The sequence below is a fragment of the Methylobacterium nigriterrae genome (genome assembly GCF_037106235.1).
GTDB classification, from domain to species: Bacteria; Pseudomonadota; Alphaproteobacteria; order Rhizobiales; family Beijerinckiaceae; genus Methylobacterium; species Methylobacterium nigriterrae.
Map to the genome: position 1 here is coordinate 1 of NZ_JBAWTG010000073.1, position 24,568 is coordinate 24,568.

25 protein-coding genes are annotated in these 24,568 nt (G+C 71.3%); 15 read left to right on the plus strand and 10 right to left on the minus strand.

All coding sequences use genetic code 11. From position 1 onward, the window contains the following. Positions 1-438 precede the first annotated feature (438 nt). On the minus strand, positions 439-1,209 hold the full coding sequence (gene pgeF / locus WDW90_RS25430) for a peptidoglycan editing factor PgeF (protein ID WP_336490287.1): 771 nt from the start codon (positions 1,207-1,209) through the stop codon (positions 439-441). Between the two features lie 252 nt (positions 1,210-1,461). Between pgeF and WDW90_RS25435 the strand changes: the two genes are divergently transcribed. Next, positions 1,462-1,662 (plus strand): hypothetical protein, encoded by a 201-nt coding sequence (locus WDW90_RS25435; protein WP_336490288.1) that lies wholly within the window; start codon positions 1,462-1,464, stop codon positions 1,660-1,662. A 49-nt stretch (positions 1,663-1,711) separates the two neighbouring features. Here the strand turns inward: WDW90_RS25435 and WDW90_RS25440 are convergent, their stop codons facing one another. Further along, positions 1,712-2,779 (minus strand): class I SAM-dependent methyltransferase, encoded by a 1,068-nt coding sequence (locus WDW90_RS25440; RefSeq protein WP_336490290.1) that lies wholly within the window; start codon positions 2,777-2,779, stop codon positions 1,712-1,714. Continuing rightward, positions 2,776-3,666 (minus strand): prolipoprotein diacylglyceryl transferase, encoded by an 891-nt coding sequence (lgt, locus tag WDW90_RS25445; RefSeq protein WP_336490291.1) that lies wholly within the window; start codon positions 3,664-3,666, stop codon positions 2,776-2,778. The genes WDW90_RS25440 and lgt overlap by 4 nt, the downstream gene beginning before the upstream one ends. Positions 3,667-3,832: 166 nt before the next feature. Here lgt and WDW90_RS25450 point away from each other — a divergent pair, with 166 nt between their 5' ends. Beyond that, positions 3,833-5,011, plus strand: coding sequence for a PQQ-dependent sugar dehydrogenase (locus WDW90_RS25450; RefSeq protein ID WP_336490292.1), 1,179 nt, complete (start codon positions 3,833-3,835; stop codon positions 5,009-5,011). An 84-nt stretch (positions 5,012-5,095) separates the two neighbouring features. Here the strand turns inward: WDW90_RS25450 and WDW90_RS25455 are convergent, their stop codons facing one another. The 4 genes from WDW90_RS25455 to WDW90_RS25470 form a co-directional block, all read right to left on the minus strand. Beyond that, complete coding sequence (locus WDW90_RS25455) at positions 5,096-6,091, minus strand: catalase family peroxidase (protein ID WP_336490293.1); 996 nt, start codon at positions 6,089-6,091, stop codon at positions 5,096-5,098. A gap of 122 nt (positions 6,092-6,213) precedes the next feature. Then, on the minus strand, positions 6,214-7,131 hold the full coding sequence (locus WDW90_RS25460) for a VOC family protein (protein WP_336490295.1): 918 nt from the start codon (positions 7,129-7,131) through the stop codon (positions 6,214-6,216). Next, entirely contained in the window at positions 7,128-8,027 is a 900-nt protein-coding gene (locus tag WDW90_RS25465) for an SMP-30/gluconolactonase/LRE family protein (RefSeq protein WP_336490296.1), read from the minus strand. The genes WDW90_RS25460 and WDW90_RS25465 overlap by 4 nt, the downstream gene beginning before the upstream one ends. Positions 8,028-8,037: 10 nt before the next feature. After that, positions 8,038-8,496 carry a cupin domain-containing protein gene (locus tag WDW90_RS25470; RefSeq protein WP_336490298.1) on the minus strand — a complete coding sequence of 153 codons (459 nt, stop codon included), beginning with the start codon at positions 8,494-8,496 and terminating at the stop codon, positions 8,038-8,040. Positions 8,497-8,846: 350 nt separating this feature from the next. Here WDW90_RS25470 and WDW90_RS25475 point away from each other — a divergent pair, with 350 nt between their 5' ends. Continuing rightward, complete coding sequence (locus tag WDW90_RS25475; RefSeq protein WP_336490299.1) at positions 8,847-10,415, plus strand: GMC oxidoreductase; 1,569 nt, start codon at positions 8,847-8,849, stop codon at positions 10,413-10,415. A gap of 4 nt (positions 10,416-10,419) precedes the next feature. On the opposite strand, the gene WDW90_RS25480 is transcribed toward WDW90_RS25475, so the two are convergent. Together WDW90_RS25480 and crtD are read right to left on the minus strand one after the other, a co-directional pair. After that, positions 10,420-11,277: a carotenoid 1,2-hydratase gene (locus WDW90_RS25480; RefSeq protein ID WP_336490311.1), complete on the minus strand. Its 858-nt coding sequence runs from the start codon at positions 11,275-11,277 to the stop codon at positions 10,420-10,422. Then, entirely contained in the window at positions 11,274-12,860 is a 1,587-nt protein-coding gene (gene crtD, locus WDW90_RS25485; RefSeq protein ID WP_336490300.1) for a 1-hydroxycarotenoid 3,4-desaturase CrtD, read from the minus strand. Before crtD ends, WDW90_RS25480 begins: the two co-directional genes overlap by 4 nt. Before the next feature lie 62 nt (positions 12,861-12,922). On the opposite strand from crtD, the gene WDW90_RS25490 reads away from it, so the two are divergent. The 12 genes from WDW90_RS25490 (at position 12,923) to pufC (ending at position 24,100) form a co-directional block, all read left to right on the plus strand. Beyond that, on the plus strand, positions 12,923-13,795 hold the full coding sequence (locus tag WDW90_RS25490) for a polyprenyl synthetase family protein (protein WP_336490301.1): 873 nt from the start codon (positions 12,923-12,925) through the stop codon (positions 13,793-13,795). A 26-nt stretch (positions 13,796-13,821) separates the two neighbouring features. Next, positions 13,822-14,991 (plus strand): methyltransferase, encoded by a 1,170-nt coding sequence (locus WDW90_RS25495; protein ID WP_336490312.1) that lies wholly within the window; start codon positions 13,822-13,824, stop codon positions 14,989-14,991. A gap of 92 nt (positions 14,992-15,083) precedes the next feature. Beyond that, on the plus strand, positions 15,084-16,022 hold the full coding sequence (gene bchC, locus WDW90_RS25500) for a chlorophyll synthesis pathway protein BchC (RefSeq protein WP_336490303.1): 939 nt from the start codon (positions 15,084-15,086) through the stop codon (positions 16,020-16,022). A gap of 2 nt (positions 16,023-16,024) precedes the next feature. Continuing rightward, complete coding sequence (locus tag WDW90_RS25505; protein WP_336490313.1) at positions 16,025-17,002, plus strand: chlorophyllide a reductase iron protein subunit X; 978 nt, start codon at positions 16,025-16,027, stop codon at positions 17,000-17,002. A gap of 12 nt (positions 17,003-17,014) precedes the next feature. Then, complete coding sequence (bchY, locus tag WDW90_RS25510; protein WP_336490304.1) at positions 17,015-18,601, plus strand: chlorophyllide a reductase subunit Y; 1,587 nt, start codon at positions 17,015-17,017, stop codon at positions 18,599-18,601. After that, positions 18,601-20,067 (plus strand): chlorophyllide a reductase subunit Z, encoded by a 1,467-nt coding sequence (gene bchZ, locus WDW90_RS25515; RefSeq protein WP_336490305.1) that lies wholly within the window; start codon positions 18,601-18,603, stop codon positions 20,065-20,067. Before bchY ends, bchZ begins: the two co-directional genes overlap by 1 nt. Positions 20,068-20,189: 122 nt before the next feature. Further along, positions 20,190-20,405 (plus strand): hypothetical protein, encoded by a 216-nt coding sequence (locus tag WDW90_RS25520; protein WP_336490314.1) that lies wholly within the window; start codon positions 20,190-20,192, stop codon positions 20,403-20,405. A gap of 131 nt (positions 20,406-20,536) precedes the next feature. After that, complete coding sequence (pufB, locus tag WDW90_RS25525) at positions 20,537-20,764, plus strand: light-harvesting antenna LH1, beta subunit (protein WP_109895717.1); 228 nt, start codon at positions 20,537-20,539, stop codon at positions 20,762-20,764. A 13-nt stretch (positions 20,765-20,777) separates the two neighbouring features. Next, positions 20,778-20,963 (plus strand): light-harvesting antenna LH1, alpha subunit, encoded by a 186-nt coding sequence (gene pufA / locus WDW90_RS25530; protein ID WP_336490306.1) that lies wholly within the window; start codon positions 20,778-20,780, stop codon positions 20,961-20,963. A 196-nt stretch (positions 20,964-21,159) separates the two neighbouring features. After that, the gene (pufL, locus tag WDW90_RS25535; protein ID WP_336490307.1) at positions 21,160-21,984 is read left to right on the plus strand and encodes a photosynthetic reaction center subunit L; all 825 of its coding nucleotides are present in this window, start codon (positions 21,160-21,162) and stop codon (positions 21,982-21,984) included. A 14-nt stretch (positions 21,985-21,998) separates the two neighbouring features. After that, on the plus strand, positions 21,999-22,976 hold the full coding sequence (gene pufM / locus WDW90_RS25540) for a photosynthetic reaction center subunit M (protein ID WP_336490309.1): 978 nt from the start codon (positions 21,999-22,001) through the stop codon (positions 22,974-22,976). Then, positions 22,973-24,100 carry a photosynthetic reaction center cytochrome PufC gene (gene pufC, locus WDW90_RS25545; RefSeq protein ID WP_336490310.1) on the plus strand — a complete coding sequence of 376 codons (1,128 nt, stop codon included), beginning with the start codon at positions 22,973-22,975 and terminating at the stop codon, positions 24,098-24,100. The genes pufM and pufC overlap by 4 nt, the downstream gene beginning before the upstream one ends. A gap of 134 nt (positions 24,101-24,234) precedes the next feature. On the opposite strand, the gene WDW90_RS25550 is transcribed toward pufC, so the two are convergent. After that, the coding region (locus tag WDW90_RS25550; protein WP_336490315.1) for a hypothetical protein at positions 24,235-24,568 on the minus strand (334 nt) is incomplete at its 5' end.

Here is a 24,568-nt window from a genome sequence, read left to right on the forward strand (position 1 = left end):
GCCGTAGCCCGCGTTGAAGCCGGCGTAGAAGCCCGTCCAGGTGAAGACCGGAACCGGCGTGAACACCGGCGGCGGCGCCGCACGGCGCGGAAGATCGGCGGCGAAAGCGGAACCGGCGAGCGCGATCCCGGCGAGGGCGGTGGCGCCCCGTAGGATGGATTTCATGGTCTGGTCCTCTGTCCTGGCACCGTCGTTCCCTGTCGGAATTCGTACGGCGCGGGTTCCCCGTATCTAAGTCAGCGGTTCCAGGGATGCTGTTGCCGGGCGACCACGCCGACCGCTGCGAAGGCGGCCCCTTTGTGGCGATGTGCGCCTCATTGTTCCTTGGCACCTTGCTCCTGAAACGCGGCCGAACGGCCAAGGTTCAGCCACGGCCACGCTTTTCCGGGACGGGAGGCTTGACAAATTGTCGCACCCCTCGCCGCGAAATGTGGCGGCTCACGGGGTCAGGGCGATGGCCGAGATCAGCCGCCCATAGTCGTTTTCGCCCCGATGCGTGGTGCGGCGATAGCTGTAGAAGCGCTCGGGATCGGCGTAGGTGCAGAGATTGACCGCGGCCGCCTCGCCGATCCCGGCCTCCTCCAGACGCGACAGGATGAAGCCCGGCAGGTCGAACTGGGCATGGCCCGGCCGCTCCCCGTCCGCGAAGAAGCGCGCGCTTCCGGGCGCCTCCGCGCGAAACCTCTCCATCAGGTCGGCCCCGACCTCGTAGGCGCCCTGCGCGATGGTCGGCCCGAGCACCGCCACGATACGGGTTCGCTCGGCGCCGAGACGCTCCATCGCCGCGACGGTCGCCTCGATCACGCCGGCGAGCGCGCCCTTCCAGCCCGCATGCGCGGCGCCGACCACGCGGTTGTCCGGGTCGGCGAAGAGGATCGGCCCGCAATCGGCCGTGGCGATGCCGAGGGCGAGGCCCGGCACGCGCGTCACCATCGCGTCGGCCCTCGGGCGCTCGGACAGGGCGAAGGGCGCCTCGACCTCGACCACCGCGGCCGAGTGGACCTGATAGAGGCTGACGAGGTTCTGCGGGGCGAGGCCGAGCTGGGCGCACATGAGTGCCCGGTTCCGGGCGACCCGAGCAGGGTCGTCGTTCGAGCCTATCCCGCCGTTGAGCGAGGCGTAGAGCCCTTCCGAGACGCCGCCCTGCCGCGTGAAGAAGGCGTGGCGGACGTAGGAATGCGAGCTGAGCTCGGGCGCTTCGAGGAACATGGCGATCTCGGGCTGCGGGAATCGGGCCCGGTTCGATAGCCCAGCTCGGGCCCCGAGACGATGGGTACGGATCCCGCCGCGGCGCTCACGGGACGGGCGGAAAGGGATGTGCATGCGCCCCGGCCCTTACGCGCGCGTCATGGCTCCGGGGATGCCGCGGGACTACAATCGCGGGTGGAACCGGGGCGGCAGGCGCGCATTGAGGTTTCCGCTTCGGCGCTGGCCCGGCGCCATACCAGTCGAGGAAGGACGATGGCTCAGAAGATTCAGCCCGACCGCCCCATCTGGCCCTCCGTGCCGGATCCCGGGCTCGACGCCGCCCGCGGCGGCCTCAAGGGCGACGCGCATCTCGGCCGCGAGGGGGCGCCGGCCTCGGACGCGCTTCCGATCGAGCCGCGGGCGCAGCGCGTGCCGAGGACCGGCGCCGAGGGCCTCGGCCCGCTCACGCGCTGAGCGCGACACAGGAGAGGCCCGACCGCCGGTCGGGCCCCGCTCCGCGCCTCTAGAATCCCGGCAACGGTGCGAGCCCGGGCGCGCTCACCGCCATCGCCTTGAACAGGCGGCCCATGCCGCGCCGGCCCGGATCCGTGAGCCGCGCGACGGCGGCGTCGATCGCCGCAGCCTGCGCCGGGCTCGCCCGCAGCTTCAGGCGCTCCGCGCGGGCCGTCAGCCCGAGGGTGAGGAGGAAGTCGCGCTGATCGACGGGCCCGTGCACCCGCCCCCCCTCGGCCGAGGCGGCCAGGCCGAGGCCCGCGAAATCCACGTGCGCCGTCAGGTCGGCCTCCCCGGGCGCCGCCAGGGGATCCGCGTAACGGTGGCCGGCAACCGCCTGGAGGGTGTCGCCGAAGCCCGGCCGGACATGGCCGTAATCGATGATCAGCAGGGCGCCGCCTTCGTCGCGCAGACGCCGCGCGAGCCCGCGCACGAGGTCGAGGGCGGGCCCCGGCACCGCCAGGATCACACCGTCCGGACCTTCCTGGGTGATCGCCCGTTCCGGCTCCGGCGCGAGACCGAAGGCAAGGCGGCCATCCGGCGCGAGGCCGACCGATCGCTCGAACCACGCCCTGGCCCGGCGCTCGAACTGGCGCACCGGCAGGGCGTCGAAGAACTCGTTGGCGATGACGATTGCCGGCCCGGCGGGCAGGCTGTCGAGGCTCTCGTGCCAGCGGGGAGAGGCTCCCGCGAGCGCCGCCGCCTGCGCGGCCCGCAGGACCGGGCTCGTCTCGACGAGGTGCAGGTCGAAGGCGATGCCCGGGGCCGCCGCGCGCAGGGCCCGCAGGGCATCGGCCATCAGGGTGCCGCGTCCAGGCCCGAGCTCGGCCAGGATCGGGCGCGCGGGCGCGCCCATCTGAGCGTGCACCGCGGCCGCCCAGAGGCCGATCAGCTCGCCGAACATCTGGCTGATCTCGGGTGCCGTGGTGAAATCGCCGCGCGCGCCGAGCGGGTCGCGGGTCCGATAGTAGCCGTGCACCGGATGGCCGAGGCAGAGGGCCATGTAGCGGTCGAGGCCGATCGGCCCCGTCTCGCGGATCAGGCCCGCGATCTCGGCGAGGAGCGGCGCGTCGCTCACGCCTTCACCGCGGCGTCCGGACTGTCCTCCACGGGCCGGCGCGGGCGGGTGTGGCCGCGGGCCGCCAGCACGATGTAGGCGAGGCCGACGAGCGCCATCGGCAGGCAGAGCAGCATCCCCATGGTGACGCCGCCGCCGAGCGGCCCAAGATCGGTGCCGAACAGGTAGCCGAGCTGCCGGTCGGGCTCGCGAAAGAATTCGCAGACCGTACGGGCGAGCGCGTATCCCAGCACGAAGATGCCGCCGAGGAGCCCGGGCCTGCGGAAGCCGAACCGGCGCACCGCGAGCGCCATCACGACGAACAGGAGCAGTCCCTCGGTCGCGGCCTCGTAGAGCTGGCTCGGGTGGCGGGGCAGGGGGCCGCCCGTGGGGAAGACGATCGCGTAGGGAAAGTCCGGCGCGACGCGGCCCCACAGCTCGCCGTTCACGAAATTCGCGAGGCGCCCGAAGAACAGGCCGATCGGCACCACCACGGCGGCGAGGTCGAGCAGCGTGTAGCCGTTGAGCTTTCGCGCTCGCGCGAACAGCAGCATGGCCAGGATCGCCCCGAGAAATCCGCCGTGGAAGGACATGCCGCCATTGCGGATCGCGAAGATCTCGATCGGGTCGTCCAGATACATCGGCAGGTTGTAGAACAGCACGTAGCCGATACGTCCTCCCATCACGACGCCGAGCGCCACCCAGACGACGAGGTCGTCGAGGTCGCCGAGCGTCGGGCGCCGCACCACGCCCCAGAGGCCGTCGGCCATGACCAGGCGGCGCGCGTAGAACCAGCCGCCCACGAGCCCGGTGATGTAGGCGAGCGCGTACCACTTGACGGTGATCGGCCCGATCGCGACCGCCACGGGGTCGATGGCCGGGAAGGGCAGGGCGAGGAGCGGCGGCATCCGGGGTCCTCCGGGGTTCGGGCGGGGCATTGGACGCGCCGGCCCCGGGGCGTCAAGCCTCGCGGATGCAGGCCCCCTTGCGCGCTTTCGTCCGGGCCGCGCGGCGGAACTGCCGCGCGGAGGCGGCATTTCACCCCGGCGATCGAACCGCGACAAGGATTCCTCGATGCCGCATGGCCGCCCCTTCCTGGCCCTCGCCCTCTCGCTCGCCGCCGGGCCGGCCCTCGCCCAGGCGCTGCGGCATCCGGGCACGGCCACGATCGAGGCGCACGTGGTCAAGGCCGCGCCCCTCGAGGCGACGGAGGCGCGCATCTCGGGCCTGACGCTGCCGGCGGGCTTTCGCATCGAGAAGTTCGCCGAGGGGCTCGGCGCGCCCCGCGTCATCGTGGTGGCGCCGGACGGCGCCCTCTACGTCAGCGACCGGGATGCGGGCACGGTCACGCGCGTCGACCCCGCGAAGCCTTCCGAGCATCAGGTCGTGCTGCGCAAGAGGGACGTGCACGGCCTCGCCCTGCACGAGGGCCGGCTGTTCTACGTCACCGTGAAATCGATCTACGCGGCGCCGCTCCTGAAGGAGGGAGCGATCGGGCCCGAGACTGAGATCGTCTCCGACCTGCCGGATGCCGGCCAGCACCCGAACCGCACCATCGCGTTCGGGCCGGACGGGCTGCTCTACGCGAGCCTCGGCTCCACCTGCAACGAGTGCGAGGAGCGCAACCCCGAGAACGCCACGATGGTGCGGATGAAGCCCGACGGGAGCGGCCGCGAGATCGTCGCCTCGGGCCTGCGCAACACGATCGGCTTCGACTGGCAGCCGCAGACCAGGGCCCTCTATGGCTGGGACGACGGCGTCGACTGGCTCGGCGACGACGAGCAGCCGGAGGAGCTCAACCGGATCGAGGCGGGCAAGAAGTACGGCTGGCCCTACATCTTCGGGCCCGGCATGAAGAACCTCTACCGGGAGCCGCCGAAGGAGAGCCTCGCCGATTGGGACAGGGCGAGCGAGCGGCCGCTCCTGACCTGGACGTCGCATGCCTCCTCGATGCAGATGGTCTTCTACGGCGGCGACCAGTTCCCGAAGGATTACCGGGGCGACGCCTTCGTCACAATGCACGGCTCGTGGAACCGCGAGCCCCCGAGCGGCTACGAGGTGCTGCGGGTGCGATTCGAGAACGGCGAGCCGAAATCGATCGAGCCCTTCGTCACGGGCTTCCTGAGCAAGGGCGGCCCGAGCGGCTGGTCCCGTTTCGCCCGGCCCTTCGGCCTCGCGGTGGCGAAGGACGGCAGCCTCTATCTCGGCGACGACCAGCACGGCATCATCTACCGCATCAGCTATCGCGGGTGAGGAGGCAGCGACCAGCGGCCGTCCTCGAACGTGTCCCCGCGGACGGGAGCGCGACGCACGCGATCCGATCGCCGTCCCGGCGCCCTACTGCGTCCGGCGGCCGAACGAGACCGCGTAGGCCTGGACGCGGGCGTCGATGAGGGGATCGTCCGAGACCTCGATGCCGTCGGTGAGGGCGTTCGGCAGGAACAGGAGTGCCTTCTCGGCGCTCGCGCTGTCGGGAACGGCCTTCGTGACCGTGAGGGTGCCGAGATCGACCGTCCTGCGGTCCTCGGGCCAGGGCTTCGTCGCGTCGTTCGTCGGGTCGCCGGGCTCGGCGAGCTGCGCCAGCACCCTGAACCCCACCGGTTCCTTGGCGAGGCGGGGGCCGATCTCGTCCATCAGGTAGTTCGGCGCCTGCTTGGCCGCCTCCTCGGCCGAGAGGATCTCCTCGCCGGCCACCGGCACGAAGCGGAACCGGAACGGCTGGCGCTTGCCGTCCTTGTCGACGAGGATGAAGGCGTTGACGCCGTGGTAGGTCTGGCGGGCGAAGCTCGACGGCGTCTTCGCGGTCGCGCCCGCGGTGGCGGCGGCCGGATGGGCGGCGACGAAGCGCTCGAGCGCCGTCGGATGCGCGGCATCCGGACCACTCTCGGAGACTGCCTTCAGGAGGTCCCGGAACTCCTCGCCGGTGGCGACCGGGAAGAACCTGAGGGCGTTCACGACGACGTCCATCTCGGAACCGTCGTTGAGCTTGAACTTCAGCGCCATGCCGTGCGGGTTGGCGTTGGGCTTGCCGTCGGGGATCGTCGGGACGCCGGTCGCGTCCGAGAACCGGACGGTCACGGGCACGGGCGGTCCCTGGAAGAGCGAGGCCTTGCTGATCCGGGCGGCCTCGGGCGAGGGCGTGAAGCTGCCCTCGGCCACCACGCCCTTGGCGTGATTCGCGCGGAAGCCCGGATGCTTGCCGAACAGCACGTTCATCACGTCGACGGTCTGCTCGGCGGTGGTCGCGCCATCCTCGGCCATCGCCGGCGAGGCAGCCGCCAGGGCAAGCGCGCCGGCGGCCGCGAAGCCGCGCAGGATCCTCAGGTTCCGCATGCCAATCCCCCGTGAGCCCAGCCGGAGCGCCTCGCAGGGGACGCTGGTTCGGCGGCGCAAAGACTCTGGTGCAGGTGCGAACACCTTGCAATGGATCGGGACCGCGAAATCCCGTTCTGTCCTCAGCCGGACGCGCGCACCAGCAGCAAGCCGTGGCCGTCCGGCCCCTGCGCGTAGGCGACGCTGCCATCCTGCGACAGGCCGGCGGGGTAGCCGGCCTGCCGGACGGCCCGCGCCTGCCCGGGCACGTCGGCGCTCGCGAAGACGAAGCGGGTGGTCGACCGGTCGCGCGGGCCGAAGGCGGCCGCGCCGCGGCGGGCGGCGGGCCTGCGGTAATGCAGCAGTTCCACGTGCGGGGTGGCGTGGATCGGCACCAGCCCGAGCACGTCGACTTCCGGATCGGGCAGGCCGTCGAGCCGCCCCTGTTCCGGCCCGCGGTTGAGGCCGCGGCTGCCGACGTGGAGGCCGAGCACGCCGACGTAGAAGGCGAGCGCCGCATCGAGATCCGTCACGGTGATGGCCGAGTGATCGATGCCGAGGAACAGGCCCGGCGCGTCGCGCCAACGCAGCGCTGCCGGGCCGTCGGGGAAGTGGATCAGCTCGACCGGATGCCCGTCCGGATCGCGGAACTTGAAGGCGGTGACGCCCCCCGAGGCGGGCGGCAGGGTCTGGGCACCGCCCCGGCTGATCGCGGCGGGGTCGACGGCCGCGAGCCGCCGCATCGCCGCGCCCATGTCCCGCACGGGGATGGCGATGTGCTGGAAGATCGGGTCGGTGGCGGCGCGGGGTTCCGGGTAGGGCAGGCCCGGCGGATCGAAGGCCAGAAACGCGACCCTCTGCCCGCCCACCCGCATCCAGAGCCGTCGCCCCTGCGCCTCGGCAAGACCCATCGCCTGGCCCATCGCCTGGCCCATCGCGGCCGGAAGCGGCTCCGGCGGCGCGGCGCGCTCGAAACCGAGACCGTCGCGGTAGAACGCCTCGGTCCGGTCGAGATCCGCCACCGTGCGGCTGATGGCAACGAGAGACCGAACACCACTCATAGGAGCCGCGCCCCCCGCCGGTTCACGTAGATCGCGTAGAGAGTGTGGGAGGCGCAGAGGAACAGGCGGCTCAGGCTGCGCCCGCCGAAGGCGAGATTCGAGACGGTCGCGGGCACCAGGATCTTGCCGATCAGCGCGCCCGACGGATCGATGCAGTGCACGCCGTCGCCCGCGCTCGACCAGACATGGCCTTCCTCATCGCAGCGGAAGCCGTCGGCGTAGCCGGGCTCGACCTTGTGGAACACGCGGCCGTTGCGCAGGCCCTCGTCGTCCACCTCGAAGACCCGGATGTGCTGCAGGGGATCAGCGGAGAATTGCAGGCCGCTCTCGCTGACATACAGGCGCGATTCGTCGGGCGAGAAGCAGAGCCCGTTCGGCCCCTGGAAATCGTCGGCCACGCAGGTCAGCACGCCGTCGCGCGGGTCGAGCCTGTAGACGGAGGCCGGCAGCTCGGATTCCTGCTTGCCGCCCTCGTAATCGGTCTGGATGCCGTAGGGGGGATCGGTGAACCAGATCGTCCCGTCGGACCGGCAGACGACGTCGTTCGGCGAGTTCAGGCGCCGGCCCCGGTAGCTGTCGGCCAGCCGCGTGACGCGGCCGTCGAGCTCGGTCCGGGTGATGCAGCGGCCGCGATGCGAGCACGAGATCAGCCGTCCCGCCCTGTCGCGGGCATGGCCGTTCTCGAACTGCGCGGGCGCGCGGTAGACGCTGAGCCCGCCGGACTCGCTCCAGCGCATGACGCGGTCGTTCGGGAGGTCGCTGAACAGCAATTCGTCCCGGTCCGCGAACCAGACCGGCCCCTCGCACCAGCGGAAGCCGTCGGCGAGCTTCTCCAGCGGCGCGTTCGGCAGCACGAACGCCCTGAAGCGCGGATCGCAGATCTCGAACCCGTCCATGCCCGCGATCCTACTTGAAGCGGCCGGGCTGGTTAATCGTCGGCGCCACGTCGAGACCCGTCACGATCATGGTGCAGGGCTCGTTCCCGACCGTGCCGGAGAGATGGCCCTTCCGGCCGTCGCGCGGCCTGGTGTTCTGGTCCTCGCCCATCATCACCTCGCCCGGCCCCATCTCAACTCTGTGGCCGTCCATGGTCTCGACGAACCAGCGCCCGCTCAGGATCGTGATCCATTGCGGCTTCGGGTTCTCGTGCCACTGTCCGACCCAGCCGACGGGCAGCACCGTGAAGGTGACGCCGGCCTGGGACGGAGCCAGGCGGTCGTTCCATTGCGGCTCCGTCTGCGGATCGATGCCCTTGAGCTCGAACTCCGTCAGGGCAAAGCGCTCCTGCCGGCTGATCCCGTCCGCATCCGTGTAGACGTGCCAGTAAGGGATACTCGGCCTGTGGCCGGCCTTGTCGTCTGCCATCGGGCATTCTCCTCGGAGCGTTCGGACCTTGGGCGCGGCCCGCGGGCCGCTGGACGGGCGATGCGCGGGTCACCTGCGCGGCGGGCGCGCAGCCGCCGAGCGTTACGGGGAGCAAGCCGCCGACGAGGCGGAAACTCGTCCGGCGGTCCCGGACATCGGCAGTGCCCTCGCCTGATTCGTGTCGTCGGCGGGTGAACGCCCACGCTTGCACCGGGTTGCCAGCGCCCACGGGCATGCGTGCGATGCGGGACGGAGCCGAACCGCACGCCGGGCCCTGCGATCGCCGCACCGCGGAACGCGGCCGCCACGCTCACGTTGGCGGCTCGACACGCTCAAGCCCGGAGCCGGCCATGTCCCAGGATCATTACGACGTGATCATCGTCGGCAGCGGCCCCGGCGGCGGCTCGGTGTTCCAGCGCCTCGCCCGCACCGGCAAGCGGATCCTGCTCCTGGAGCGCGGCGACTACCTGCCGCGCAGCCAGGACAACTGGAACGCCAGGACGGTCTTCGTCGACGGCGCCTACCAGGCCCGAGAGACGTGGTACGGCGGAGACGGCCGCAGCTTCAGCCCGGCGCTGCACTACTACGTGGGCGGCAATTCCAAGGTCTACGGGGCGGCGCTCCTGCGCCTGCGCGAGCGCGATTTCGACGCGGTCCGCCATGTCGACGGGATCTCGCCGGCCTGGCCGGTCCCGTACGCCGAGTTCGAGCCCTATTACCGCGAGGCCGAGTCGCTCTTCAGCGTCCACGGCAACCGGGGCGAGGACCCGAACGAGCCGTGGGCGAGCGGCCCCTACGACCATCCGGGCGTCGCCCATGAGCCGCGCATCCAGAAGCTCTCGGACGATTGGGAGAAGGTGGGTCTGCGCCCCTTCCACCTCCCGCTCGGCATCCGGCTCGACGAGCGCGACGGCAGGCCGACGCCGACCAGCATCTGCATCCGCTGCGACGCCTTCGACGGCTTCCCCTGCCTCCTGAACGGCAAGGCCGATGCGCAGGTGATGACCATAGACCCGACGCTCGCCCGGCACGACAACGTCACGCTGCTGGTGAACGCCTACGTGTCGCGCCTCGAGACCGACGCGTCGGGCCGGACGGTCACGGGCGTCCGCGTCACCCGCGAGGGCCACGACGAGCGCTATTCGGCCGACATCGTGGTGGTGGCCTGCGGGGCGCTGTCCTCCGCCCTCCTGCTCCTGCGCTCGGCGAACGAGGCCCATCCGAACGGGCTCGCCAACGGTTCGGACCAGGTCGGCCGCAACTACATGCGCCACAACATGTCCGTGCTGATGGCACTCTCGAAGGAGGTCAACGACACGATCTTCCAGAAGACGCTCGCGGTCTCGGACTTCTACTTCGAGTCGAAGGACTGGGAATACCCGATGGGCCTGATCCAGATGTGCGCCAAGACGCACCCCGACCAGATCCGGGGTGAGGAATTCCCCAGATGGACCGGCTTCCTGCCGGACGCGCCTTTCGACATGGTGGCACGCCATGCGATGGATTTCTGGCTGCAGAGCGAGGACCTGCCGCATCCCGACAACCGCGTCAGCATCGACCGCGAGGGACGCACCATCCTGGATATCCGCCAGACCAACCGGGAGGCCCACGACCGCCTGCGCGCGAAGCTCTCCGACCTGCTGCGGCCGGGCGGCGCCTACACCTACCTGTTCGAGCGCTCGCTCTACCTCGGCAAGAACATCCCGATCAGCGGCACCGCGCATCAGGCCGGGACGCTGCGCTTCGGCACCGACCCACGGTCGTCGGTGCTCGACCTGACTTGCAAGGCGCACGAGCTCGACAACCTCTACGTCACGGATGCGAGCTTCTTCCCGTCGATCGGCGCCGTGAACCCGACGCTGACGATCATCGCCAACGCCCTGCGGGTGGCCGACCGCCTCGCCGAGCGGCTGGGCTGACCCCTCAGCCGGCCCGGCGCGGCATCCGGAAGGGCAGCATCAGGCGCACCAGCGGGTTGCGGAAGCGGGTCAGCGACAGGCTCTCGTGCACCGCCTGTACCGGCTCTCCGCCGAGCGTGGAGGCGAGGAGCGAGCGCGCGTAGAACGGCGTGTCCTCGAAGGTGCGCAGCACCCGCGCCGCGCCGTCGTCGCTGCGGGTCGAGCGCGGGATCCGCCAGAGGCCCGTGGCCGGCAGCAGGGCGGCGAGCGGCGGCCTGATGTCCCGGCGCGTCCCGTGCCGGTCGAAGCGCAGCGACAGATTCTGGCCCGAGCCGTCCCGGCGGCGCACGTCGTAGAGGATCGCCGCGCCGTCGCCGAGATCCGCACGGCACCAGGTCCAGCTCGCGAAGGCCTCCTCGAGCGCGGTATCGCCGTGGTTGGTGTCGAGATAGGCGGTGCCCGACCAGCGCAGGCTCGGCTCCTCAAGCTCCACCTCAACGGGCGAGGAGGGCGCCATCGGCCACCAGCGGTGCGCGCCGATGGCATCGAGGGTGAAGGAGCCGTCCGTGATCCCGGGCGGGTGCAGCCGCACCGTGCCGCGCACGCGCGCCGGGAGCGGCGCGCCGACCTCGTCGATCCGGATCGTGAGGCTGGTTCCGTCCCATTCCATCGCGCTCGGGCCGATCCGGATGGCGGCCGCGTACCGGGAGAGCGCGGCGCGGCCGCGCTCGGTCATGCAGAAGCGGCCCGGACGCCCGTACAGGACCACGTTCATGGCGCAATGGTCGAACGGGTCGCGGTCGAGGTCCCAGGCATAGTAGGGGGAGAACACGCTGCCGATGAACGCGATGATGGTCAGGCCCTGGCTGCCGTCCCGGCTCAGCGCATCGACGTACCACCAGGCATAGCCGCCGCGGCCGACGGGCGTGTCGAAGCGGGGCCCCGGCCGAGATCCGCCAGGAGGCAGTCCGCCGCGATCCGGCCCGATTGCGCCGCCATCGGCACGCCCGGGCCCGGATGCACGCTGCCGCCCGCCAAGTAGAGCCCCGGCAGGCGCGTCCGCGCGCCCGGCCGCTTGAACGTCGCCGTCCAGCCGTGCGAGGCCCGCCCGTAGAGGGCGCCCCCCGTCGCCGGGAACAGGGCCTCGAATCCGGCGGGCGTCGTCGTCACCGCGCCGGGCTCCGCGGCCAGGCTCAGGCCGCAGGCGGCGAGCCGGTCCCGCATGTTCGTCTCGCATGTGTCGATCTCCTCGCGGCTGAGGGGACGCTCGCCCCTGGCGGGCGCGTTGACGAGGCAGAGCAGGCGCTCCGGACCCTCGCGGCGGGCCCCGGAATCGGCCCTGTCCTGGGCACAGACGTAGACGGTGGGATCCGGAGGCAGCTGCCCGTCCCGGATCGCCTCGAACTCGGCCCGGTAGTCGCCCGAGAAGAACACGCTGTGATGCGCGAGCGGGAAGCCGGCGGCGCGGGCGGCGAGACAGAACGTCACCGCCGAGAGCGAGCGCTCGGCCGGCGGCACGGGCTCGGCAGCGCGCCTCGCCTCCTGCCCGAACAGGCCGGCGGCGAGGGCGGAGATGTCGGCATTGAGCACGACGGCGTCGGCCGGGATGCGCTCGCCGCTCGCGGTCTCGACGCCCGCGACGCGCCCGCCCGCGACCACGATGCGGCGCGCCTCTGTGCCGTAGAGCACCTGCGCGCCGCGCTCGGCCGCGAGCGCCGCCACCGCCTCGGCGAGCCCGCTCAGGCCGCCCGCGATCGACCAGACGCCCGCCTGCTCCACATGCGCGACGAGCATCAGGGTCGCGGGCGCCTCGAAGGGCGAGGAGCCGCAATAGGTGGCGTAGCGCCCGAAGAGCTGGCGCAGGCGGGGATCGCGGAAATACGCGCCGAGCGCCCCCCACAGGGTCGCGAAGGGCTGGATGCGCCAGAGGCCGCCGAGGCCCGAGAGTCCGACGCGCCGCCCGAGGTCGATCGGGCTCGGGCGCTCGCGCCGGATGAAAGGATCCTCCAGGGTTCGGTAGACCTCCGCGGCGCGCGTGCAGAAGCGCCGGTAGCCGTCCGCCTCGCGGATCCCCGCGAAGGCGTCGATCGCCGCGGCCGAGGCATCGATATCGGCGAAGAGGTCGAGGCGCTCGCTCGCCGACCAGGCGTGCCGGGCGAGGATCCCGGCCGGCGTGAGCGCCACCCGCTCGGCGAGGCTGGCGCCGGCCTGCGCGAACACCTCCTCGAACACCCACCGCATCGTGAAGACCGTGGGGCCGGCCTCCACGGCGCGCCCGCCGACGTCGACGCTCCGCATCTTGCCGCCGGGCGAGGCGGCGCGCTCCAGCAGGGTGACGTCGAGGCCCGAGACGGCGAGGCGCAGGGCGGCAACGAGGCCCGCAATGCCGGCCCCGATCACGACCACGCGTCCCCTCCGCTCCGTCCGCACGCGACCTCCCGGACCGGCGTTGATCTCGACCGCCATAAGTGTCAATAATTCATGACACTTCGGATTGACAATCTGAAAAGACAAACAGGGAGGTCGTGATGGAGGCCGGCGGTCGAATCGAGCGCGTCCTTGACATTGCCGTGGCGCATGCGGAGGCGCCCGGTGCCCCGCCGCGACTCGCCGAGGCGATCCGCTACGCGGTGTTCCCCGGCGGCCACCGCATCCGTCCGCGCCTGTGCCTCGCGGTGGCGGCAGCCTGCGGCGACGACGATCCCGCAGCCTCGGACGCCGCCGCAGCCGCGATCGAGCTCCTGCACTGCGCCTCGCTCGTCCACGACGACCTGCCCTGCTTCGACGACGCCGCGATGCGCCGCCAGAAGCCGGCCGTGCACGTGGCCTACGGGGAGCCGCTCGCCGTGCTCACGGGCGACGCCCTGATCGTGCTGGCCTTCGAGACGCTGGCGCGGGGCACCGCCCGCTCGCCGGCACGGCTCGCCTCCCTGGTCGGCCTCGTGGCGCGCGCCGTCGGCTCGCCCGCCGGCATCGTGGCGGGCCAGGCCTGGGAATCGGAGCCCGAGGTCGCACTCTCGAACTACCAGCAGGCCAAGACCGGCGCGCTCTTCGCGGCCGCCACCGTCACCGGGGCCGCGGCCGCCGGCGTCTCGCCCCTGCCGTGGCGGCTCCTCGGCGAATGCCTCGGCGAAGCCTATCAGGTCGCCGACGACCTGCGCGACGTGGCCTGCCGCCAGGAGGAGATCGGCAAGCCGGCCGGGCGCGACGCCACGCTCGGCCGGCCGAACGCAGCGCTCCTGCTCGGCATGACGGGCGCGCTGGAGCGTCTGCGGCGGCTCGCCCGCGAGGCGATCGAGGTGATCCCCGCCTGCCCGGGCGCCGACGCGCTGCGCGCCGAGATCGCGGCGCAGACCCGCCTGTTCCTGCCCGCGAGCCTCGCCCGCGAGGCGCTGGTCTGAGCCGGGGCATGGGCGTGGATACCGGCATGGCGGCGCGGGTGGCAGAACCCGGCTCGGCGGCGGGCCGGCGGCCGGGCTGGCGCGAGCGCTGGCTCGCCTTCCGCAACGCGCGGGTGGCGAGCCCCGCCTTCCAGCGCTGGGCCGCGGGCTTCCCGCTCACCCGCCGGATCGCGCGCGCCAACACACGCGCCCTGTTCGATCTCTGCGCCGGATTCGTCTACGCGCAGGTTCTGCTCGCCTGCGTGCGGCTCGACCTGTTCCGCCGGCTCGCGGACGGACCGCTCGGGATCGAGGCGCTCGGTGCAGGCCTCGGCCTTCCGCCCGATCGGGCGATGCGCCTCCTCAGGGCCGCCGCCTCCCTCCGCCTCGTCAGGTGCCTGCCCGACGGGCGCTTCGCCCTCGCCGATCTCGGGGCGGCGATGCTCGGGAACCCCTCGGTCGCCGCCATGATCGAGCACCACGCGATGCTCTACGACGACCTGCGCGACCCCGTGGCGCTCCTGCGCGGGGAGGCCGGCGAGACCCGTCTCTCCCGCTACTGGCCCTACGCCGAATCGGAGGCACCCGGGGCGGTCGCGGCCGAATCGGTTGCGGACTACAGCGGGCTGATGTCGGCCTCGCAGGCGCTGATCGCCGAGGACGTGCTCGACGCCTACCCCTTCGCGCGCCATGCCGGCCTGCTCGATCTCGGGGGCGGCGAGGGCGTCTTCGCCGAGGCCGCCGCCCGCCGCTGTCCGGATCTCCGGCTGATGCTGCTCGACCTGCCGCCCGTCGCCGCGCGGGCCCGCGCGCGCATCGCGGCGCAGGGTCTCGGTGAGCGAATCGACTGCCGCGGCGGCAGCTTCTTCGACTGCGCCCTGCCGTCCGGCGCCGACGTGATCACGCTGGTACGGGTCGTCCACGATCACGACGACGCGCGCGCCATGGCCCTGCTGCGCGCCGCCCACGCCGCGCTCGCGCCCGGCGGCAGCCTGGTGATCGCCGAGCCGATGGCGGGCACGCCCGGCGCCGAGCCGGTCGCGGACGCGTATTTCGGCTTCTACCTGCTGGCGATGGGAAGCGGCCGGGCGCGTTCGCCGGCAGAATTGTCCGCGATGCTGGAAGGGGCGGGTTTCCGCGGGATCCGCACGCTCCCGACGCGCCGGCCGCTGCTCGCGCGGATCGTCGTCGGATCAAGAGAATGTAAACCTGTGTAAAGACTGCTTGACGCTGTGAAGCGTCAGTCTAGGATTACAGCAACAGGCGCCTCTGGCGGGCGCCGAACAACCGGGCGGAAAGGCATCGAGTGATGGACACGCTCGCCGTCGTCCTCGAGGGACCGGAGCATCTGGCGCTCACGCGCCTGACGCTGTCGCCGGCTGCCGAGGCAGACGCGGTGGTGGCCGTCGCCTGGAGCGGGATCTCCACCGGCACCGAACGGCTGCTCTGGTCGGGCCGCATGCCGAGCTTCCCGGGCATGGGCTATCCGCTGGTCCCCGGCTACGAATCGGTCGGCGTCGTGGTCGAGGCCGGCCCCGCGACCGGGCTGAGGCCCGGCCAGACCGTGTTCGTCCCGGGCGCGCGCTGCTTCGGCCCGGTCCGCGGCCTGTTCGGGGGCGCCGCCTCGCATCTCGTCGTTCCGGCCGCACGCTGCGTGCCGGTCGATCCCGGGCTCGGCGAGCGCGCGATCCTGATCGCGCTCGCGGCCACCGCCTATCACGCGCTCGCCGGCATCACGCCGGGCGAGCGCTCGCTGATCGTCGGGCACGGCGTACTCGGGCGGTTGCTCGCGCGGCTCACCGTCCTCGCCGGCGGCGCCCCGACGGTCTGGGAGACAAACGCCGTACGGGCCCGCGGCGAGTTCGGCTACCCGGTGATCGCGCCCGAGACGGACGAGCGGCGCGACTACGCGGTGATCGCCGACGTCAGCGGCGATGCCGGGCTGCTCGACGCGCTGATCGGGCGGCTCGCCCATTCCGGCGAGATCGTGCTGGCGGGCTTCTACGAGGCGCCGCTCGCCTTCGCCTTCCCGCCCGCCTTCCTGCGCGAGGCGCGCCTGCGCGTCTCCGCCGAGTTCCGGCCCGGCGACCTCGCGGCGGTGACCGCTCTCATCGAGCGCGGCGCCCTCTCCCTCGACGGTCTGATCACGCATCGCCGCCCGGCGGCGGAGGCGGAATCGGCCTACCGCACGGCGTTCGACGATCCCGAATGCCTGAAGATGATCCTCGACTGGAGGGCCCAGCCTTGAACATGCACCTCACCGGCGCCGCGCTGCGCGCCGAGGCGGCCCAGGGGCCCGATCCGGTACCGACCGCCGCCTCCAAGGAGACGCAGATCATCGCGATCTACGGCAAGGGCGGCATCGGCAAGTCGTTCACGCTGGCGAACCTCTCATACATGATGGCCCAGCAGGGCAAGAAGGTCCTGCTGATCGGCTGCGACCCGAAGAGCGACACCACCTCGCTCCTGTTCGGTGGGCGCGCCTGCCCCACCATCATCGAGACCTCGACCAGGAAGAAACTCGCCGGCGAGCAGGTTGCGATCGGCGACGTCTGCTTCAAGCGCGACGGCGTCTACGCGATGGAGCTCGGCGGGCCGGAGGTCGGCCGCGGCTGCGGCGGGCGCGGCATCATCCACGGCTTCGAGTTGCTCGAGAAGCTCGGCTTCCACGAATGGGGCTTCGACTACGTCCTGCTCGACTTCCTCGGCGACGTGGTCTGCGGCGGCTTCGGCCTGCCGATCGCCCGCGACATGTGCCAGAAGGTCATCGTCGTCGGCTCAAACGACCTGCAATCGCTCTACGTCGCCAACAACGTCTGCTCGGCGGTGGAGTATTTCCGCAAGCTCGGCGGCAATGTCGGGGTCGGCGGCCTCGTCATCAACAAGGACGACGGCACCGGCGAGGCCCAGGCCTTCGCCGAGAGCGTCGGCATCCCGGTCCTCGCCTCGATCCCCGCCGACGAGGACATCCGCCGCAAGAGCGCGAATTACGAGATCATCGGCAGGCCGGACGGGCGCTGGGGCCCGCTCTTCGCCGACCTCGCGCAGAACGTCGCCGAGGCGGCGCCGCACCAGCCGAGGCCGCTGTCCCAGGACGGGCTGCTGGGCCTGTTCAAGGGCGAGGCGGTCGGCCGCGACGTGGTGCTCGAGCCCGCCACCGTCGAGGACATGTGCGGCGCGAGCCCGATCGTGAAGCCGTCCCTCGAAGTCGTCTACGACACGGTCTGAGGGGAAGCGCCGATGGCCGTCACCCTCGACATCGCCGATCTCCGCGCCCGGCGCGACGTGCCGGCCTCCGCGCACCAGGCCGCGCAGGGAGGCGCGCCCGCCGAGGTCGTGAACCTCGCCGCCACCCGCGGCGACGGGCTCGGCTGCCACGCCGGCAAGGACGCGATGCGCGAGGCGGCGGCCGCCGCCGGCATGAGCGAGACGCTGGAGGCGCTGGCGCGCGACTATCCGGCAGGCCCCCACGACCAGCCGCAGAGCATGTGCCCGGCCTTCGGCAGCCTGCGGGTGGGCCTGCGCATGCGCCGCACCGCCACGATCCTGTCGGGCTCGGCCTGCTGCGTCTACGGCCTCACCTTCACGTCGCACTTCTACGGCGCCAAGCGCAGCGTGGGCTACGTGCCCTTCAACTCGGAGACCCTCGTCACCGGCAAGCTGTTCGAGGACATCCGCGAGGCGGTGCACGCCGTCGCCCGGCCGGAGGATTACGACGCCGTCGTGGTAATCAACCTCTGCGTGCCGACCGCCTCCGGCGTTCCCCTGCGCCTGCTGCCGCGGGAGATCGACGGGGTCCGCGTCATCGGCATCGACGTGCCGGGCTTCGGCGTGCCGACCCACGCCGAGGCCAAGGACGTGCTGGCCGGCGCCATGCTGAAGGTCGCCCGCGCCGAGGCCGAGCACGGCCCCGTCCAGGCGCCCCGCGGCAGTCGCTCGGGCCGGCCGACCGTGGCGCTTCTCGGCGAGATGTTCCCGGCCGACCCCGTGGTGATCGGCGCGATGCTGGGCGCGATCGGGCTCGAGGCCGGCCCCGTCGTGCCGACACGCGAGTGGCGCGAGCTCTACGCCGCCCTGGACGGGGCGGCGGTCGCGGCGATCCACCCGTTCTACACGGCTTGCGTTCGCGAGTTCCAGGCGGCCGGCCGGCCGGTCGTCGGCTCGGCGCCCGTCGGCCATGACGGCACCGCCGAATGGCTCGACCGGATCGGCGAAGCCTGCGGCGTCGCACGGACGACGGTGGAGGCCGCCAAGAACCGGCTCCTGCCGGCGATCCGCGGTGCGCTCGCGGCGAGCCCGATCCGGGGGCGGATCACCCTGTCCGGCTACGAGGGCTCGGAGCTCCTCGTCGGGCGCCTCCTCGTCGAGAGCGGCGCGGACCTCGCCTATGTCGGCACCGCCTGCCCGCGCACGCCCCATTCCGAGGCAGACCTGGACTGGCTCGAGTCCCGCGGCGTCGCGGTGCGCTACCGCGCCTCGCTGGAGGACGACCTCGCGGCCTTCGCGGAATTCCGGCCGGATCTCGCCATCGGCACGACGCCGGTGGTGCAGAAGGCCAAGGAGGCCGGCACGCCCGCCCTCTACTTCACGAACCTGATCTCGGCCCGTCCCCTGATGGGCGTCGCGGGCGCGGGCTCGCTCGCCCAGGTGATCAACGCGGCGATCGGCAATCGCGGCCGCTTCGATGCCATGAAGGCCTTCTTCGAGGGTGTCGGCACCGGCCATGCGGCCGGCATCTGGGAGGAGGTGCCGAAGGCCCGCAAGAGCGCGGCGCCCACCCCGAAGCCGAAGGCGCACGCCCACGATCCGATCGGGGAGATGGCCTGATGCTCGTCCTCGATCACGACAGGGCCGGCGGCTACTGGGGCGCGGCCTACGTCTTCACCGCCATCAAGGGCCTGCAGGTCGTGATCGACGGGCCGGTCGGCTGCGAGAACCTGCCGGTCACCTCCGTCCTGCACTACACGGACGCGCTGCCGCCGCACGAATTGCCAATCGTGGTCACGGGGCTCGCCGAGGAGGAGCTCGGCCGCCACGGCACCGAGGGCGCGATGAAGCGCGCGCACGCGACGCTCGACCCCGCCCAGCCCAGCGTCGTCATCACGGGCTCGATCGCGGAGATGATCGGCGGCGGCGTCACGCCCGAGGGCACCAATCTCCAGCGCTTCCTTCCGCGCACCATCGACGAGGACCAGTGGCAGGCGGCCGACCGCGCCATGAGCTGGCTCTGGCAGGAATACGGCGCCAAGCGCTTCGCCCGGAAGGGCATCCCGGCCCGGCCCGAGCGCAAGGCGGGCGAGCGGCCCCGCGTCAACATCATCGGGCCGGCCTACGGCACCTTCAACATGCCTTCCGACCTCGCCGAGATTCGGCGCCTCGTCGAGGGGATCGGCGCCGAGGTGAACCTCGCCTTCCCGCTCGGCAGCCACCTCTCCGACGTGCCCAAGCTCGTGAACGCGGATGCCAATGTCTGCCTCTACCGCGAGTTCGGACGCCTCCTGTGCGAATCCCTCGAGCGGCCCTACCTGCAGGCGCCGATCGGCGTCCTCTCGACCACGAAGTTCCTGCGCTCGCTCGGCGAGATCCTGGGCCTCGACCCCGAGCCCTTCATCGAGCGCGAGCGCCACACCACGATCAAGCCGGTCTGGGACCTCTGGCGCTCGGTGACCCAGGACTTCTTCGGCACCGCGAGCTTCGGCATCGTCGCGACTGAGACCTACGCCCGCGGCGTGCGCCACTTCCTCGAGGAGGAGATGGGCCTGCCCTGCACCTTCGCGGTGGCGCGCCGGCCCGGCGCCAAGCCGGACAATGCAGGCGTGCGCGAGGCCATCGCGGCAAACCCGCCGCTCGTGCTGTTCGGCTCGTTCAACGAGCGCATGTATGCGGCGGAATCCGGCTGCCGCGCCGTGTTCGTGCCGGCCTCGTTCCCGGGTGCGATCATCCGGCGGCACACCGGCACGCCCTTCATGGGCTACGCGGGCGCGACCTACCTCGTGCAGGAGGTCTGCAACGCCCTTTTCGACATGCTCTTCCACATCTTGCCGCTCGCCCGCGACATGGATGCGGTCGAGGCCACGCCGGCCCGCCAGCATCGGGAGATGCTCTGGGAGGAGGCGGCTCGGGCCGCGCTGGATGCGCTCGTCGAGCGCCAGCCGGTGCTGGTGCGGATCTCGCTCGCGAAGCGCCTGCGCGACGCCGCCGAGCGCGGCGCCCGGGCCGAGGGCGCCGGCGCGGTCGCACCCGCCCACGTCGCCCGCGCGCATGACGGCCTGACGATGGGAGCCGCCGCATGAGCGCCGCCGGCTCCCTCGCGCACGCCCTGCCGCCCGCCGGTCCCGCCCTGCCGCGGCCTGCGAACCCCGAATCCGTTCAGCCAGCGCAGCCCGCACGGGCCCGCCAGCAGGAGAGCACAACCATGCGTGGGATGAATGCGACGTCGCGCCTGCACCGGGAGGAACTGCAGTTCCGCGCCATCCTGGTGGCGACCTACCCCTTCTTCCTCGTCGCCGCGATCGCGCAGCGCCTCCTGCCGGACCGGACGGCCCGGCCGCGACTCGGCGCGCCCCGCTCGGTGTTCGGCGAGGCCAAGGCCATGGCGGTCTCGGCGATCCCCTTCGCCTTCATGGGCTGAGGCGGGCCCGAGGCGGCCGAGAACGCTTCCGTCCGGTGAACGGGTGGAAGTGCTGCCGTGGCCGGCGAGCAGCCACGGCGACACCCGCCGCGCCGCAACGGCGCGGCCAGCCAAAGCGGAGGTTTTGATCGATGGCCAATGGATTGGAAAGACCGAGCAGCCTGTCGGGGCTGACGGAACCGGAAGCCAAGGAGTTCCACGCGATCTTCCTGACGAGCTTCATCATCTTCACGGCGATCGCCGTGGTCGCCCACATCCTGGTCTGGATGTGGCGTCCCTGGCTGCCCGGCCCGAAGGGCTATGCCGCCCTCGACAGCGTGACGAGCGCCGCCCACGGCCTCGTCTCGATGCTCTCGTGAGGAGGAGCGCACGATGCACAAGGTTTGGCTTCTCTTCGATCCGCGTCGCACCCTCGTGGCGCTCTTCACCTTCCTGTTCGTCCTGGCGCTGCTGATCCACTTCATCCTGCTCAGCACCGACCGGTTCAACTGGCTCGAAGGCCCGAAGGCGCCCAAGGCCGCGATGTCGCTCCAGATCGTGCCGCCGACACCGGCGTGAGCGGAGCCTCGGGTCCGGACCGGCCCATGGCCGGCGGGACCCGCGTCCCACCGAGACCCGCTGCGGACGGGGGTGCCGATCCGGTCCCCGCCCGCCGCGATGGCGAGGTCCGGCGCGCGGCCCGCGCGCGGACGCGCCCGTTCCGGCGGCGAACCGGCCCCGTTTCGCCACACCTACTGTCCGGAGGGTAGCCGCGATGGCGATGCTGAGCTTCGAGAAGAAATACCGCGTCCGCGGCGGCACGCTCGTCGGCGGAGACCTGTTCGATTTCTGGGTGGGGCCGTTCTACGTCGGCTTCTTCGGCGTCACGACGATCTTCTTCTCGGTGCTCGGCACCGCGCTGATCCTCTACGGCGCGGCCATCGGCCCGACCTGGAACATCTGGCAGATCAACATCGCTCCGCCCGACCTCAAGTACGGCCTGGCGCTGGCGCCCTTGAAGGAGGGGGGCCTGTGGCAGCTGATCACCTTCTGCGCGATCGGGGCCTTCTGTTCCTGGGCTCTGCGCGAGGTCGAGATCTGCCGCAAGCTCGGCATCGGCTACCACGTCCCCTTCGCCTTCTCGGTGGCGATCTTCGCCTACGTCACGCTGGTGGTGATCCGCCCGCTCCTGATGGGCGCCTGGGGCCACGGCTTCCCGTACGGCATCTTGAGCCACCTCGATTGGGTGTCGAACACGGGCTACCAGTACCTGCACTTCCACTACAACCCCGCGCACATGCTCGCCGTGTCGTTCTTCTTCACGACGACCTTCGCGCTCTCGCTGCACGGCTCGCTGATCCTGTCCTCCACGAACCCGCCCAAGGGCGAGGTGGTGAAGACGCCCGAGCACGAGGACACCTTCTTCCGGGACACGATCGGCTACTCGATCGGAACCCTCGGCATCCACCGCCTCGGGCTGTTCCTGGCCCTGTCGGCGGGATTCTGGAGCGCCGTCTGCATCGTCATCAGCGGCCCCTTCTGGACGCAGGGCTGGCCGGAATGGTGGGGCTGGTGGCTCAACCTGCCGGTCTGGCGCTGAGGGGAGGGCGGTCCATGGCCTATTATCAGAACATCTTCACGCAGGTGCAGGTCCGGCCGATCGAGCCCGAGTTGGGCGTGCCGGTGAAGGTCGATGCCCGCTGGGGCAAGCCCTTCCACAGCTACCTGATGGGGCTGATCGGCAACGCGCAGGTCGGACCGATCTACGGCGGCTATCTCGGGGCGCTCTCGCTCACCTGCGGGCTCATCGCCTTCGAGATCATCGGCCTCAACATGTGGGCCTCGGTGAACTGGGATCCGGTCCAGTTCGTGCGCCAGCTCCCCTGGCTGGCCCTGGAGCCGCCGCGCCCGCAATACGGCCTCAAGATCCTGCCGCCGCTGAACGAGGGCGGCTGGTGGCTGATCGCGGGCTTCTTCCTCACCGCCTCGATCCTGCTCTGGTGGGTTCGCCTCTACCGGCGCGCCAGGGCGCTCGGCCTCGGCACGCACGTGCCCTGGGCCTTCGCGAGCGCCATCTGGCTCTATCTCGTCCTCGGCTTCATCCGGCCGATCATGATGGGTTCGTGGAGCGAGGCGGTGCCCTTCGGCATCTTCCCGCACCTCGATTGGACGGCGGCCTTCTCGCTGCGCTACGGCAACCTCTTCTACAACCCCTTCCACATGCTCTCGATCGTCTTCCTGTACGGGTCGACGCTCCTGTTCGCCATGCACGGGGCGACGATCCTGGCGACGAGCCGCTACGGCTCGGAGCGCGAGATCGACCAGATCGTCATGCGCGGCACCGCCACCGAGCGCGCCGCCCTGTTCTGGCGCTGGACCATGGGCTTCAACGCCACCATGGAATCGGTCCACCGCTGGGCCTGGTGGTTCGCCGTGCTGACCACGCTCACCGGCGGCATCGGCATCCTGCTCACCGGCACGGTCGTCGACAATTGGTACCTCTGGGCGGTCAAGCACGGCGTCGCGCCCTCCTATCCCCACGTCTACGGCCCGATCGTCGATCCGCTGAGCGCGGGCGGAGGTGCCCAATGAAGACACTCCTCGCGGTAGCGGGCGCGGTCGCGGCGCTCTTCCTCACCATCGCGATGTTCGGCACGGCGGGCTGGACCCACCCGCCGCTCGCCACCAGCCAGAACGGCTTCCGCGGAACCGGCATGGAGCAGGTCGAGAACCGGAGCGAGGCCGCCGCGGTCAAGGACGCCAACCGGGCGCCCGCGCCCGCCGACCCGGCCGAGCCCGGCGACGAACTGGCCGGCAAGACCTACCAGAACGTCAAGGTTCTGGGGAACGTGACCACGAACGAGTTCAACCGCCTCATGGTCTCGATGACCGAGTGGGTCTCGCCCGAGCAGGGCTGCACCTACTGCCACAACACCGAGAACATGGCCGACGACAGCCTCTATCAGAAGCGCGTCGCCCGGCGGATGCTGCAGATGACCCAGCACATCAATGAGACTTGGAAGGAGAAGCACGTCCACGAGGCCGGCGTCACCTGCTACACCTGCCATCGCGGCCAGCCGGTGCCGGCCAACGTCTGGTTCACCGATCCGGGACCGGCCGCCCGCTCGGGCTTCATCCCGCGCAACAACGGCCAGAACCTCGCCAAGGAATCCGTCGGCCTGTCCTCGCTGCCCTACGACACCCTGACGGAGTTCTTCGCCAACAAGGACGCCGGCAACAACCTGATCCGGGTCAACGCCGCGACGGCGCTGCCGGTGTCCAAGGGCAAGCCGATCCAGGATGCCGAGAAGACCTACGGCCTGATGATGCACATGTCGCAGGGGCTCGGGGTCAACTGCACCTACTGCCACAACACCCGCGCCATCTCGAACTGGGGCGAGAGCACGCCCCAGCGCGTCGCGGCCTGGCACGGCATCCGGATGGTGCGCGACCTCAACGGCAACTACCTGGAGCCACTGCTCTCGACCTTCCCGCGCAACCGCCTCGGCGTGCTCGGCGACGTGCCGAAGGTTAATTGCACCACCTGCCACAACGGCGTGAACAAGCCGCTGAACGGGGCCCACGTGGTCGAGGCCTACCCGGAACTCGCCAAGGCTGCGGCCGAGGCGCCGGCGACGGAGGGCCCGACACCGCCCGCCGCACCGCCCGCCGCACCCGCCGCTCCGCCCGCCGCGCCGCCGGCGCCGAAGCCCTGACCGGGCAGGCCGGAAGCTCGGTCCGGCCATCCCGGTACGACGATCTCGATGCGCCTGGCCGCCGGACCTCGGGTTCGGTGGCCATCTTCGTTGCGCCGCCCGGGCTGCTGGATCATCGCAGGTACAGCGAAAGCTCAAGCCGCAGGATTAGCCTGCCGAACACCAGATCCGACAGCGCATTTCGGCAATTTATTCAGGCATGGCTCAAAATATTCCTCGGATTTATCCGCTTCCTCGCTCAATTCTCGCCACGATTCTGGAAGAGACAGCGCCGCATCACGACGACCGGGGATTTGGGGGCACCGCAGCTCGAAGCGCGCGGCGGCGCTGCGCGAGAGGATTGCAGGATTGATCAAGGGACGAGATTCGACGGAGCTTGCATCGGCGTTGGGCCGGTGCCGTGTTGCGTTTGTTGGTGTTGGGGCGATGAGCGGGCTGATCAACCTGCTGTATCTGACCGGCTCCTTT